We start from the raw sequence: 13,613 nt of genomic DNA on the forward strand, positions 1-13,613 counted from the left end.
TTGTTGGTCTTAAATGACATCGTTTTGTAGCCTCCACTGCTTTTGATTCTGTATCTATTTTACCAGAAGTCAACCCTCAGTTGGAGAGAATTATTAATGGGGTGAAAATACTTTTGACACCCTAATCTTGTATTGGTCTTTGCGTACGTTTTTGTTGAGAATACGGCTAAAAAGCGAAATGTGGTGCAAATAGATGGCGCTGAAAAACCAGCACATGGTAATTAGCAAACAATCTATTTGACTTCATTGTATATGTACGCTATAATGTACATATACGGGAGGTGCCAATATGACAAATACTAATGCTACTAATTTAAGAAAGAATCTGTTTGAATATTTAAATTCAGCCATTGATTTTAATGATGTAATTAATGTGAATACAAAAAAAGGTAATGCCGTCATTATCAGCGAAGCCGAATATAACAGTCTTGTTGAAACACTTTATCTGACATCAATACCCGGCATGAAAGATCGACTTGATGAGGGGATTGATGCAACGGTTGACGATTGTGTGAATTTTGAATGGTAGACAATTATCAAATCATTATTTTGAAATCAGCTCTGAAAGACAAGGAAAAAATCAAAGCTATTCCTGCTCTCAAAAAAAATGTTGACAAACTGATTGAAGTTTTAAAAACAGACCCGTTCAAAAATCCACCACCCTATGAAAAACTTAGTGGAAATTTCAAAATGTTTTATTCGCGTCGTATTAATCGTCAGCATCGGCTGGTTTATAAAATCCAGAAAGATGACAAAATTGTGATTATTGTTAGTATGTGGACGCACTATTCATTCTGAGCATAGTATAAAAAAGAGCAACCGTGATCGGCTTTTAGCTGACTGGTTGCTCTTTTTTGTTTCGTTAAGAATTCTGTTCTGATTAAATATTTAATTAAACAAAGCCTTAATGTCTTGCCCATGAACTTCTCTCACAGGCTTGCTCATTTTGACGTTAATGCTCCGTTTGCCTTTCGGCCTTTCGCATTCTCCAAAGCATTGACAAATTGACGACATAGCCTTCTGTCTTTGACATCAACACTTTTCAATACACTTTTTGTTGCCATGTCAACCCTCCTTTTGAATCTCACTTTGTAATACAATAACGTGTAAATCTTAAATTTTCAACATTCTTGATCGTTTTTAGCTGCTACGTGTTGTACTCTTGCTGTTAACCCTAAAGCAAGTTACCAGCAAGTTAGCAAATGGCTTTATATAGCGGTTTGTTTGTGAAAACATGTTCTACTAATATTTATCGACAAGTTAAGCACTCTTGCTATAAAAAAAGAGACAATCACGATCAGTCGTTTAGCTGACAGGTTGTCTCTTTTTAATAACCCACCTCACAGGTGGTCGCCCGCCCAATGTGAGCCCCAGAACATCCAATCTTTCATAAACCAAATGATGTTCAATTTCATTCCCGAATTGCGGAGGCAATCTGAATTGTTTTGAAAAAAAATTGTCAACTCTGCGGATCAGAGTTGACAACTGGCGTAAGCCATTAATTTTAAAAAAGGAGATAGGAAATGCTCAATGATTCTTGGCGAATCGTACATCGTGTGTATCGCACTACTTTGTACAGATTTCCACCCGGATTGCGGAAGCAATCAGATTTTCATTTTAATGCCAGCTTTATTTTAATAATTTAAAATATTTATCTTTGTCTTTCACTTCAATCACTTTCGATTTGTCAATTTTGAGTTTTTTCTCGTAACTGGCCAATTCTTTGTCAATGATTTTGTTGATGAATGCTGCGTATAGCAAGTAAAAAGTGCACTGCAATTCAAGTGCAAGTAAAACAAACATTCAGGGGGGGGTTGAAAATGAGTGAAGTTATTATTATCGGTCACGATGGAACTTTTGCAACAAGATTAAGGAAACTAATGGAAGAACACCACACTACTCAAAAAGAACTTGCTGAAAAAGTTGGAATATCAAGACAAGCAATTTCGCAATATGCAGACGGTTCGGTTCAGCCTAATATAGAAAAGTTTTATAAAATAAAAGAGTACTTCAAGGTATCAGCTGATTATTTATTAGGTAAAACAAATTCTGAAAGCACTGAAATTGACGATATTGCAATTAGTAATAAACTAGGTCTTAGTGACGGAGCAATTCATACAATTAAAAAAATAAAAGAAAGAGAGCTTAATTGGGGCATCAATTATTTTAATTATTTTGTTTCTGCAAAACGTTTTACTGGATTGTTTATTTCAATTCGCCAATACATGATTGACGCTGTTTCAGAACATGAATTTGAGGAAAACTTTTTTAAAAAATATGTTAAAGAAAATAATTTATGTATTAATGAAGAAGAACTTTCTATATATGGGGTAAAAACCTTGGATTTAGATAATAGTATTGAGTTTTTTAAATCTCTTAAATTAGAAAAAAGGAAATGGACGGCAAATATAGGAAGGCTGGATAAATTTGATATTAAATACGATTTATATAAAATTGCAGAGGAAATTAAAGACGTTCTAAGCGATGCAATACATGAAAATTATGAAGAGCTCTTACTCATTGATGATATTCAAAAGAACATCATGTTTTTTAATTGCGAAACAGAAGAAGACTATATGGAAGCTGATGCTATACAAAGCGAAATATATCTGAATCAATTTCTTGAATCAAGTGAGTCCCAAGATTAAATAAAAAGATCTCTCATAAGGAGGTAACCATGGCTAATATTGAAAAAAGAGGAACCGCATATAGAATTGTTGTTTCTTGTGGATATGACACTTTCGGAAAGCAAATAAAGCGTTATTTAACTTATAATCCTCCTGAAGGAATAACCCAAAAACAATTAGATAAAGAACTCAATAAAATAGCAGTTGAGTTTGAAGAAAAATGTACCCTGGGTTACGTTCTGGATAGCAATGTAAAATTGATTGATTTCATTGAGATCTGGTTTAAAGATTATGTAAATAGTAAAAACCTTTCCCCGGTAACCATTAACGGTTATCAGGCACTTTCAATAAAAATTGTTGAAGAACTGGGGCATATTAAAATTGGAAAGATTACCCCTAAACATGTTCAAGATTTCTATGCAAAAATTAAAAATAGTATCTGCGTAAAAGGTGGGAAAAAGTTCAAGGTTACGGATCACTACTTAAAATTAACATCCACCATGAAACAAAAGGATATTTCATCAAAAGCCGGAATAAGTGATGACACTCTGAGGCGATTAAAAAAAGGTGGTAATACAACTCTTGACATTGCCCAAAAGATAACAAAAGCCTTGGAACTGGATTTTGATATATTATTCGCTTCTGCAAGTGAACAAAAACTTGTCACCAATGATACGGTTTTGCATTACCACCGGCTATTGAATAATATTATGAATACGGCTGTTAGGTGGGGCGTGATTCCCTTTAATGTTATTGAGAAACGTGTAGAACTGCCACGACTCGAAAAAAAAGAGCCTCAATTCATGGATGATAAAGAAGCCCTAGAACTTTTAATACTATTAGACAATGAACCCATAAAATATAAACTTGCTATTAATTTGCTTATATTCAGTGGTTTAAGACGTGGAGAAATTGGCGGTTTGAAATGGGATGATGTCGACTTTGAAAGCAGTATAATCACCGTTAAACGTTCTTTAAAGTATATACCCGGTGAAAAAACTTTTGAAGGCAATACTAAAACGTACGGTTCTATGAGAAGTATTAAACTACCAGATTTCATCTTTGAATTGTTTAAATCTTATAGGGTTTGGCAATTGGAAGAACGCTTCAAGGTTGGCGATCGGTGGATCAATGCTGATTATATTTTTACCAAGTGGAACGGCGAACCAATGAATCTTGACACTACCGGCAAATATCTAAAAAAATTTACTGAAAAACATAACTTAAAGCCCGTACATCTTCACTCGTTAAGGCATACAAATGCCACAATATTGATAGCTAGTGGTGTGGACCTCAAAACAGTATCTACCCGGTTAGGTCATTCTAATGTATCAACAACTGGTGATATTTATGCTCATGCAATTAATTCTGCTGACGCAAAAGCAAGTGATGCCATGGAAAACATTTTAATTAAGCACTCTCATAAAACTCTATAACTGTGGTTATGGAGCTTTTTTTTATACAAACAATCCCCAAATAATCCCCAACTCGTGGTTTTTTTGCCCTCTCCACATCTTCAGACATAAAAAAAAGAGAACCAAAACGGCTCTCTTATGTGATTTTTACTGGAGCTAGCGGGGAGAATCGAACTCCCGACCTACTGATTACGAATTATATGGTCAACTTTTAATAACTTTCACGCAATCACTTAAACGGCTTTATTATGCCGTCTAAGTGATTGTTCTTTTCATGCTTTTCAATAGAATTCATAACTTAATATGCTTTTTCATAGAAACGGACGCCAAATGGACGCCAGAAAACACCTGTAATTGATTAAGTCAAAGTATCATTAGAAATAATTACAATGCCATTTCCCACACTTCCATTTTGCTATTCCAATGCTTTTTTAATGGTTCTTCTGTCAGTGTTGCATCAACCATTGGTTCTAAAAATATTTTTATTCCGGAAATTGCCGTTAAGCTAGAAAAAGCAAACGACTCCATAAAGTTGACACTATTAATCGATAGTTCTCATATTCAACAAAAATTATTTTCACACTTAAATTATCTTTCATGGCTTAGAGTTTTTAAATCGAATACAACTCAAAACTTCCATTAAAACCACAGCTGCAAATTGTTTTCTTATACTCATTAATTTTTTCTATTTCATCATAATTATTCAAATACCATGTGATACTTTCAGTTGGAAGTTTGGAACATATCTCCTTGATATATATTTCATCAACTGGGGAGAAAGAAAAGCCATATGAGTATATTTTTGTTATCGATGATGTAAGTTTACTAAAGAATTCATGATTCTTTTCAATAGATCCCTTTGTATCCTTTTTTAAAGAATCATGCATTTTTTGCAAACTATCTTCCGAACCTATATAGGTTTTTTCTTCCTCAATGTAATCTAAATTATTACCATGCCCAAATATTATTTCACCATTTTGTTCTCCATGAATATGATACACATTTTTAGCTTCATAAACTAATTCTAGCGTGTTTGTATAATTAAATGTCAAAAACACGTCATTGTTTTTGTCAATTAAGTTTAATAATTCAGGTTTTCTCAAAATATTTTGACCAATTATAATTGTTCGTATCCACTCTGAAAAGTAATTATCAATTTTACTAATACATGGCACCAAATTTATGGCAGCCAGTTCGATATTATTTGCATTTTGCCAATCTTCCAGATCACCAGCCTTATTATAAAATTCTGGAACATCTTCAAAGCATTCATTAAAGTCTAACAAACCTAAAGAATTTTCAAAATCATTCCATTCTTCTCCCATCCCTTCCGCATTTGATATTAAAAACAAAATAAATGAGATAATCTCATTATCATCATAATATATTTCTTCTCCTTTTCCATTCATAGAACTACATGGAATTATAAATTCATCACAATTTGTATACGGATACTTATTTCTTAGATATTTATGAAAATCTTCATATGATGTTGGTAGACCGTGAGCTAAATCAAAACCATTTCCAATAATTAATAAATTCATTTTCTCCCTCTTCCAAACCAACTCTCTAGAAACTATTTATTCTAATTTGCATTGACCATAATTCGATTTATATTTCTTATTTCAATAGGTGCTAAATTTTGATAGTTTTGTAAAATTGTGTCATATAAACTTCCTTCAAAATTAGGGGCTTCAATCGAAACTGCTACAAAATACTTTAACTCTCGTGCGTCAAAATCATTTCTTCCAATTGCATGTAATGTAATAGCAGGATTAAGTAAAGATGCTCCTCGCATTCTTTGATACTTACTGATTACAGTGTCCCATTTCAAATCAGTAGCCCTTAAATCAGTTTCTTCCCAATACTTTTTACTTGGATGACTGACTGGAAAATTTGATTTTTTATAACCATTATCAAGTAATTCGCTCGCTTGTATAATACTATCTTTTTTTAACAAGTTTAGTTTTTTTGTAGGATGTCCATATTTAGAAAAGTTAAACGTCATCTCATGTGGTATAAAAACATCCTCGATGCAATTATTGGTATAAGCATCAGGGTCATTTACAAAAGGATCAACAATTGTAGTAATTGTCCAAGATATTGTCACATTTCCAGCAACTCTATTGATGTGTGGTGCAAAAACAGGGAGCTGTACCGTTTGTTTAGGTTCTAATGTTCCTGAATATAAAATAGTTACTTTTTTATCTTCACATGTCAATATTTCATGCACATTATCTGGACAAAACCCATACCCTTGATCCTCTTGTGTTAAATGACAAGCACGTTCAGCATTGTGTATCAACAATGTTCTTCCGAGATGCGGTTCTATATTTTCACTATGAGCCATTAGTGTTCCAATTTTATTAACCACTAATGGTGATGCAAAACTAGTTCCTGCAGAAGCTGCTAAAGTATTTGGCTTAGTCCCAACTAAAACAAAGGGACGATCAATACTTCCACCGAATTCAAGAAAATCTGGTTTTATTTTTGCCCCTTCTCTTCCTCCGCCAATACAACTATAAGAGGCCTTTTGTTTTTCTCCATCAAGATCAATTGTATATGCTCCCACACCTAAACCATTTACCATATCTGATGGTGATTGAATTCTATTAAATGGAAAGCCCAAATCACCATCATTTCCTACCGCAACACAAAACAATGGGTTGGTCTCTCCTTCAGGAACATCATATGTAAGACGATCTAATACATATGTAAATCTGCTAATACTGTCATCAACAATAGCTCCAATAGGGCCAAATGAAAGATTGAACAGTTTTAAATCATTTCTTGTTTTAACCACTTGTTCAATTGCATCTATCGCTTCATAAAGTTCGAAATCACTTTCATTTTTCAATGGTAACACTCGATAACTTTCAATCGATAAACAAGGTACTTCTAAAAGATCATTTTTGCTTTTTCCTGCAAGGTTTCCGTGCAAAACTACGCCACATACGCCTGTTCCATGGGAAATATAATCCAAATCAGGGTGAGTTTCTACACAATCGTTAGCATTAACATAACCATTTAATAATGGAACTGACACATCTGCTCCTCCATCAAAAACACCAACACTAATATTTGACTTATGTTGAGATGGTTTAATCTGTGGTGCGTTTTCAGATGTAGCTTCTCGTATTGGTGCAATATCTACTCTGCCTAATGGATGGATTGCTCGAAGGGGGTTTATTTTTTTAATTTTTTCAATTTCATTTTTGCTGCAATTTGCACTAATGAATATTAGTCCATCCTCATATCTTCTTACTTTTGTACGTTCAATAGCGATGTTACTAGTTTCATAGAATAACTTTAGCAAATCATCACTTTCAGCACCAAGTGGATGCAACACTATTTCAACTGAACCGTGATCCCATTTTTCTTCAAATCCCATAACTTTTTCGTCTGGCTCAAGCAAGTCAAGTGAATGAATAGATCCAATTTGATTGCGCCACGTTTCGATATTATCCCTGCTTCCACTCTCAAGGGTACTTCGCAAGTTTCGAATCCCCATATCATTAGTTTTAATAAAATATAATTTTGCAGATATTTGTTCACCTTGTCCATCAAAATAGTTATATTTTCTTCCTCCCACAATTTTCATACTATCATTTGATTGAATCAGAGCTGTCGGAACATAAGATTTCGCTTCAAACTTTGGTTCCATTCTAACGCATATAATTTTTTCTTTCATAAAAACTTCTGCATTACTAATAATTTTATCATGTATTTTATCGATTTCATCTAAAATACGGAGTTTGGCGTCTTGGTATTCGTGAGGTATCTTTTTAGGACCGCCGGCTTTCTTTTTTACAATTGGTTCCACGTAAAGTTCTCCATGTGCTAATATCGGATGTTTTTCTTTAGCCATTATTTTCCTCCTTATTCGTTGTTAAATACCTCGAAACTGAAGTAAGTGGTATTTGTGTTATTTGTGATATTTCTCGTAGAGATAATTGCGTAAAATCTTTTTTTAATCTTCTACACAATTTCACTTTATCTTCTCGAGTACCTAATTGAACTATTTTGAACAATTCTGAAAGAGCAATAAATGTTTTTGGGGTATTTGAATTCAAAAGAATTTGTCTTTTTATATGTTCACTTAGTTTGCATATATCTGCCGAGTTTATTTCTTTTGTATTCTGAGCTAAATACTCTAATGTTTCTTTGTTGATTTCTTTAACAAATTTACCCAAATGTCTAACAAGAAGTTTTTTTCGTTCTTCCTCTCCTGGCATTGAAATAGTTAAACTTCTATCGAAACGCCGCCAAATAGCTTTGTCCAAAAGTTCTGGATGATTTGTAGCTCCAATTATTACACATGAGCTAGGACATGCCTCTAATTCTTTTAGCAACACATTTACTAGGCGTTTCAATTCACCTAAATCTCCAGCATCGTCCCTTCGTTTTGCAATAGCATCTAATTCATCCAAGAACAGAATCGCATTTTGTGAGGTTGCGTATTCAAATATACTTCGAATATTTTGACCTGACCTTCCGAGATAACTTGAAATTGATGAAGCAAGATCTAATGTGACTAGTGGTAAATTCAGTTGATACGACATCCATTTTGCGATATACGTCTTGCCTACCCCAGGAAGACCATCTAGAAGAATGCTATTTGGCGGAATTATATCTTCTTCTAAAAATTTATCAAGAATTTTCCGCTCACTTATAAAATCATCTAGTTGTCTTCGAGTATATTCATTTAGTATAGGTTCCATGCTTTCAATTGGCTCTTCAACTTTAACTAGCGAATATCGACTCTCTTTGTCAACTGGCAATGGCTGTAAATCGATAGATCTAGCCATTGATCCCCTATAGCCAGAATATGATAAAGCTTTTGTAATCTCAATTGCAATTTCCGGACGTTCTTTTTTTATTTTTTTAGCAATCATCAATGCTGTCGCTTCAATTGTTTTTCTATCACATTCCAAGCTTGAACGCACAAGCTTGGGAATTAAATCAAATGCATCCATCGCTCCACTCCCTTTATTTATTATTTATGGTGCAATTATAATATAACTAATAAAGCCATTTGTCAATTATTTTGTTCCGAATTAATCATTCATCTAATTGTGGAACAGCTTATTGCGCCGTTCATTTATAAATTTTCATTATCGGTTTAAAAACACTTAACTTTGCTAAATAAAAAAAAGACCACCCGATGGTGGCAATGAATTACTCTATCGAAAATAGGCAAGAATTCCCTCAAGGATCCCCAGCGCTTCCAGTTCTACACCGCCATTATTAAACAGCGCACAATCAGCGGAGAAACTGGCAAAACTAACCTCGGTAATAAACCGCCGGCACATCCGTGTAAGTCACGTCTGAATCATCCCGCTGGATCAGTCCCCTGCTGTTGTAAACCTAATCGGTTATACAATCCATTCAGGCAAAGCGTGGCCAAACGGATCCAGCTTTCACTTCCTGGTTAGCAGATCTCACAAGTTCCGGAAGAACTCGAATCACTTGATCTATTGTGGTGAATTGAAACAAAAATATCTCCCCCCACACTGTTGGCAATCACAGGACGATCTGACTGGTAAACATGTTCATCAGTAGTTCGCGTATATATAACACTAGCCACAGGATCAAATCCGCCATGACCTGGATTAATACATGTTATTTTCCAAGATAAATTCCCAACTGGAGCTTCAGGTGTAGCCGGCGCTGCTGGTTTTGGTTTTGGTTCCGCTTTCATTAATTTTTGAATAGTCATCCGGACTCATAACGATTACCTTTAGAAACGACCTTTTTAATAAAATTCATAGTATAATAGTTTTTCCATAGAAATAGACGCCAGAAGTAGTTGAATTTAATCATCTCAGATCTATATGTTAAACCCTACTACAGAAGCAGACACTTCAAAAAAGTTGCTAAATTAATGCCCCAGAATTATGGCGTCCGAGTTTTCAATTTGCTGCTGTTTGGTTTTTCTGGAATTGTCAGTTCAATTAAGGCCGTCTCCAAGACAGAATTTAAATAATTTGCCCGGAATGTCGTCCGGTAGGATAATCCAAAGTGTTGCATCAATTCTGTCGATGATAATGTATCTTTTCTCAGACAGTTCATTAATTTTCTAACTTAGTCGCTATCACTTATTTATACATTTTCTCATGTGAATACCAATCTTCTGAAAAATCTATTTTATTAATAATCGCATCCATCGGCTTCCCTATGAATTGTACAACTATATCAACTACAGTTTTAAACTCCAAGTCTATTTCCAATGAATTATTAGAAAATGACTCCCATCTTTTTTGCATATCAGTGTCATTATACATATCTGAGACTTTTATAATCGTATTTTCATCAAAAAACGTTTTTCGATTGCTTAATGTATTCAATAGCGCATCCTTCAATATTTTTCCATCAAAATCGTAATGACCTGCCAAGTAATAAATATCATAGTAATCTTTCATTCTACTGGTGGTTTCCATGCGACTTATAATGGCATCCCATTTCTCAGAAACAGTTGATTCCAGAGAATAAGTCAAAATATTTGGTGATTCAAACCCACCGACCTGGACACCAATTTTTCTACTTTCCGCATGCGGCACAATGACATCGCCAATGCCAATGTCAATATCAAATGGTGTTTTAGTATTTGATATTGCACCCATCATTTTGATTCTGATACCGTGGTAGTCTTTTTGTTCAGTTATATTCATAATCGTCTTTATCTGGAACTCAATAAAAGGATAATCAGTTTCAATATTTATTATGTCATTAATGACGTTTAACATGTCCGTTTGATTATTTGACAAATTTTTCATTAAAAAATCAATGTCCATTGTTGGCCTACTGCTAAACTCGGTATATACAAAAATAAATAAACCACCTTTAAGAATTAGATTTTCTCGATACTTTGAATTTGCCAATCGCCTTAAGAACTCCTCCTGACAAACCAACTGGAGCATAAATTGATAAGATATGCCCTCTTTTCTGGATTTCTCTTTTAATTTCTGAAGCAGTCCCTGCACCTTTACCATCACATCCACATCCCTATGATCATTTTAGTTTTTTTCTCAACATTCATCAGTTTTGCGTATTCAACCAGTCTGGCCACATTTTTATCCGAATCTGTTGCATAGCTTCGAATCGCTTTATTAAATACTTCTTTATCCATTTTTTTCTCATATCGAATAATATCACATATTGTTTTTTCCCGATTATAGATTCTAAGCATCTGACCTTCAAATTCAATTTCAGATATACCTATTTTAAAATATTTTTCAACAATATAATAGATTTTTAGTTTAGGATAATCGATTTTAAATCTCGACTTAGAACTGTTTTTATTCACTGCCAAATGCCAAGCACGGGGCGTTCTCTCTGTATAATCATAAAGATAAAGTGCTGAATCCATACAGATAATTGCGTCAGGATAGAGTTTATTGATAATGATAGCCTCGGATATGACGTCCTCATATTGCCATTCGTAGAATCCAGGACGTATCTTGATTACTTTTCCTTCTCTAATCAATCGATCAATAACTGTGTTGTGATACCCCGCCTTGGTAAAATCGGATAATTTTATAATACCATTATTTTCATCAAATACTCTTTTGTATTTCTCGCAGTCCACCGTTAATATCACCTCTTTTAAATTTCCGAGCGGATATATTTACTTTATTATACAGCTTAGCTCTTAATCTCTCAAGTTAAAAATACCGCTTTTCTAATTCATAACAATCTTTTTCACGTTTAAAAAGTTCTTTCCCATTCCAATATAATGTCTACAAATAGTTGGGAACAAAATCCAACAAATAAAAATCACGACAATAGTAAGACAAAAATAGTTGTAAAATGACCGCTTTGGGATAATATGATGCCCAGTTTATGAAGTGTTTCCATCAAGGAGGCTCCTTTCATCGGGCTACCATTATCGGAATGCAGAACCAACGGCTGGTTTCTTGAAATCAGGTTCTAGGAAATACACACAGACGAATCGAGTCAAACCCATGAGCAGATGAGGGTTTCATGTATCGGAGAGATCTTTAAAAAATATATGCACGTTGCTAAAAAAGAAAACCCATCCTTGTTCGATGAAGATAGCTATCCGCCTCATTCCATGAGGCATTCAACTGCCAGTCATATGTTAGAGGCTGGTGTACCGAGTGTTGTTATCAAAATTTTGTAGGTCATACGTCGCTTAAACGACACAGATTCATGCTGAATTATCTCAGAACACTGTGGATAAATACTTTAAGGAATGGAGCCATAAATTGTTTCCACAGAAGTTTAGTGAAAAAGAAGAAGCGGTCAAGAAATATAATATGCCTAATTTTTTGAATTTGTAGTCGAATGCCTGATGCGATTATCTGAGAAAAACAATAGAATCTTTTGCGCTTATGCGGCTTCTAGGGATTATTCTCGGAAAATGCGACCAACATAAGTTGCGTCGGATATTCTCAACTATTTATAAGCGGAATAAGCATCGGTCGTTAAATAGCCCTTGAACCCGGAAAGCAGCTGCCTGGCGATCGCCCCTTTGCGCTTAGAAAACAGCTTGGATATTCTCGCATGCCGCACTACGGATCGCCCACGTGTAGGTTTCGCTGTTGGCTTTCCTGCCTTCCTCCCGGTTACACTGATAAAAAAACCTCCAAACTGATTTTATTCAACATCAGTTTGGAGGTCTGCATAATTTTAAAAACGTTTCGTTTTTACGATTAAAATCGACATTAGTATTGATTTTTTCATCCCACATAAAAAATGTCAATATATTCACCAACTTGGTCTCGGGTTGTATATCTACTCAAAGAATTTTTATCTAGCACCATTATTCAAGTCAATAGCTTTAAATCACATTAACAACAATCTAGTCATTATAAATTGGACTTCTTTATTGCCTCATTACGTTTAAGTTCATATAATCTATACTCTTCGTTTTCATTATAAGCGAATTCATTAACGCAATCGACAACCTCCCGATAAGTCGAAAGATGAAGATTATCTATAAGTTCGACAAATTCGATATGATATCTAAGAATCACCTGTCCGTTATCTACTGCCATTTCGCCTTTTGGGTCATCGATAATATCGAAATCTGCTTGGTATTCCATACTGCATATAATGAAAGATCGAAATTTTTCAACTAACAATATGAATAATGACTCCGCTACATTATAAAAATCATATAAGACAAAAAAATTAACATACGCACGCGGACAATGATCCGATTTTTCATTTTCAACTAAAAACCCTTGACATGAATTCATCGTGACAAAAAAATCACAGCTATTAATCGCATCACATAATTCTCTAATTCCTTTGTCTATATCAGCATCACTTAATAAAAGACTCTTATACTCATCATCATAATATACCACCGCATCATACATAGAATAATCGTTACTCATTTTTTCCTGCTTTCTGTTTTTAAATTTAATTTCGCCTTGAGTAAAAACTATTCTCATTTACTTTTAAATAAATAAAAACGATACTGTTATTATAAATGTTACCAGATCTATTAAACAAAAAGTTATTTTTATTTGCTCATTCTTTTTTTTAATTTTTATTCAAGAATTTATTAAGACTTTTTTCAAAAGCGACCGTCTAATAGTAT

At 34.0% G+C, this 13,613-nt stretch carries 14 protein-coding genes; 4 read left to right on the forward strand and 10 right to left on the reverse strand.

What is annotated here, in order from left to right; genetic code table 11:
- Nucleotides 1-289 precede the first annotated feature (289 nt).
- Both GH808_RS02680 and GH808_RS15730 read left to right on the forward strand, forming a co-directional pair.
- Nucleotides 290-529: a type II toxin-antitoxin system Phd/YefM family antitoxin gene (locus GH808_RS02680; protein WP_186841272.1), complete on the forward strand. Its 240-nt coding sequence runs from the start codon at nucleotides 290-292 to the stop codon at nucleotides 527-529.
- The gene (locus GH808_RS15730) at nucleotides 523-798 is read left to right on the forward strand and encodes a Txe/YoeB family addiction module toxin (RefSeq protein ID WP_186841273.1); all 276 of its coding nucleotides are present in this window, start codon (nucleotides 523-525) and stop codon (nucleotides 796-798) included. The genes GH808_RS02680 and GH808_RS15730 overlap by 7 nt, the downstream gene beginning before the upstream one ends.
- A gap of 143 nt (nucleotides 799-941) precedes the next feature.
- On the opposite strand, the gene GH808_RS15515 is transcribed toward GH808_RS15730, so the two are convergent.
- Entirely contained in the window at nucleotides 942-1,064 is a 123-nt protein-coding gene (locus tag GH808_RS15515; RefSeq protein ID WP_279289658.1) for a hypothetical protein, read from the reverse strand.
- 756 nt (nucleotides 1,065-1,820) lie between these two features.
- Here GH808_RS15515 and GH808_RS02690 point away from each other — a divergent pair.
- Both GH808_RS02690 and GH808_RS02695 read left to right on the forward strand, forming a co-directional pair.
- Entirely contained in the window at nucleotides 1,821-2,648 is an 828-nt protein-coding gene (locus tag GH808_RS02690; protein WP_186841274.1) for a helix-turn-helix domain-containing protein, read from the forward strand.
- Between the two features lie 29 nt (nucleotides 2,649-2,677).
- A complete protein-coding gene (locus GH808_RS02695; RefSeq protein ID WP_186841275.1) occupies nucleotides 2,678-4,063 on the forward strand; it encodes a tyrosine-type recombinase/integrase in 1,386 nt (461 codons plus the stop codon).
- Between the two features lie 590 nt (nucleotides 4,064-4,653).
- Here GH808_RS02695 and GH808_RS02700 read toward each other — a convergent pair.
- The 9 genes from GH808_RS02700 to GH808_RS02740 form a co-directional block, all read right to left on the reverse strand.
- Nucleotides 4,654-5,586 carry a bacteriophage abortive infection AbiH family protein gene (locus GH808_RS02700; protein ID WP_186841276.1) on the reverse strand — a complete coding sequence of 311 codons (933 nt, stop codon included), beginning with the start codon at nucleotides 5,584-5,586 and terminating at the stop codon, nucleotides 4,654-4,656.
- A 41-nt stretch (nucleotides 5,587-5,627) separates the two neighbouring features.
- Nucleotides 5,628-7,910 carry a S8 family peptidase gene (locus GH808_RS02705; protein ID WP_186841277.1) on the reverse strand — a complete coding sequence of 761 codons (2,283 nt, stop codon included), beginning with the start codon at nucleotides 7,908-7,910 and terminating at the stop codon, nucleotides 5,628-5,630.
- Complete coding sequence (locus GH808_RS02710; protein WP_186841278.1) at nucleotides 7,903-9,018, reverse strand: ATP-binding protein; 1,116 nt, start codon at nucleotides 9,016-9,018, stop codon at nucleotides 7,903-7,905. The genes GH808_RS02705 and GH808_RS02710 overlap by 8 nt, the downstream gene beginning before the upstream one ends.
- Nucleotides 9,019-9,473: 455 nt before the next feature.
- Nucleotides 9,474-9,761 (reverse strand): N-acetylmuramoyl-L-alanine amidase family protein, encoded by a 288-nt coding sequence (locus tag GH808_RS02715; protein ID WP_186841279.1) that lies wholly within the window; start codon nucleotides 9,759-9,761, stop codon nucleotides 9,474-9,476.
- A 176-nt stretch (nucleotides 9,762-9,937) separates the two neighbouring features.
- Nucleotides 9,938-10,114 (reverse strand): Fic family protein, encoded by a 177-nt coding sequence (locus GH808_RS15735; RefSeq protein WP_420797517.1) that lies wholly within the window; start codon nucleotides 10,112-10,114, stop codon nucleotides 9,938-9,940.
- 26 nt (nucleotides 10,115-10,140) lie between these two features.
- The gene (locus GH808_RS02720) at nucleotides 10,141-11,034 is read right to left on the reverse strand and encodes a nucleotidyl transferase AbiEii/AbiGii toxin family protein (RefSeq protein WP_186841280.1); all 894 of its coding nucleotides are present in this window, start codon (nucleotides 11,032-11,034) and stop codon (nucleotides 10,141-10,143) included.
- Complete coding sequence (locus tag GH808_RS02725) at nucleotides 11,034-11,630, reverse strand: type IV toxin-antitoxin system AbiEi family antitoxin domain-containing protein (RefSeq protein WP_186841281.1); 597 nt, start codon at nucleotides 11,628-11,630, stop codon at nucleotides 11,034-11,036. The genes GH808_RS02720 and GH808_RS02725 overlap by 1 nt, the downstream gene beginning before the upstream one ends.
- Before the next feature lie 830 nt (nucleotides 11,631-12,460).
- Nucleotides 12,461-12,577: an IS66 family transposase gene (locus tag GH808_RS15610; RefSeq protein ID WP_186841282.1), complete on the reverse strand. Its 117-nt coding sequence runs from the start codon at nucleotides 12,575-12,577 to the stop codon at nucleotides 12,461-12,463.
- Between the two features lie 296 nt (nucleotides 12,578-12,873).
- A complete protein-coding gene (locus GH808_RS02740) occupies nucleotides 12,874-13,407 on the reverse strand; it encodes a hypothetical protein (RefSeq protein ID WP_186841283.1) in 534 nt (177 codons plus the stop codon).
- Nucleotides 13,408-13,613: the final 206 nt, after the last annotated feature.

This window comes from Acetobacterium fimetarium, from assembly GCF_014284475.1.
Lineage (GTDB): Bacteria > Bacillota > Clostridia > Eubacteriales > Eubacteriaceae > Acetobacterium > Acetobacterium fimetarium.

Bases quoted from the DNA above. Each gene is read 5' to 3' on its own strand.
- GH808_RS02680 (WP_186841272.1), top strand. From the start codon at position 290: ATGACAAATACTAATGCTACTAATTTAAGAAAGAATCTGTTTGAATAT.
- GH808_RS15730 (WP_186841273.1), top strand. From the start codon at position 523: ATGGTAGACAATTATCAAATCATTATTTTGAAATCAGCTCTGAAAGAC.
- GH808_RS15515 (WP_279289658.1), bottom strand. From the start codon at position 1,064: ATGGCAACAAAAAGTGTATTGAAAAGTGTTGATGTCAAAGACAGAAGG.
- GH808_RS02690 (WP_186841274.1), top strand. From the start codon at position 1,821: ATGAGTGAAGTTATTATTATCGGTCACGATGGAACTTTTGCAACAAGA.
- GH808_RS02695 (WP_186841275.1), top strand. From the start codon at position 2,678: ATGGCTAATATTGAAAAAAGAGGAACCGCATATAGAATTGTTGTTTCT.
- GH808_RS02700 (WP_186841276.1), bottom strand. From the start codon at position 5,586: ATGAATTTATTAATTATTGGAAATGGTTTTGATTTAGCTCACGGTCTA.
- GH808_RS02705 (WP_186841277.1), bottom strand. From the start codon at position 7,910: ATGGCTAAAGAAAAACATCCGATATTAGCACATGGAGAACTTTACGTG.
- GH808_RS02710 (WP_186841278.1), bottom strand. From the start codon at position 9,018: ATGGATGCATTTGATTTAATTCCCAAGCTTGTGCGTTCAAGCTTGGAA.
- GH808_RS02715 (WP_186841279.1), bottom strand. From the start codon at position 9,761: ATGACTATTCAAAAATTAATGAAAGCGGAACCAAAACCAAAACCAGCA.
- GH808_RS15735 (WP_420797517.1), bottom strand. From the start codon at position 10,114: ATGAACTGTCTGAGAAAAGATACATTATCATCGACAGAATTGATGCAA.
- GH808_RS02720 (WP_186841280.1), bottom strand. From the start codon at position 11,034: ATGGTAAAGGTGCAGGGACTGCTTCAGAAATTAAAAGAGAAATCCAGA.
- GH808_RS02740 (WP_186841283.1), bottom strand. From the start codon at position 13,407: ATGAGTAACGATTATTCTATGTATGATGCGGTGGTATATTATGATGAT.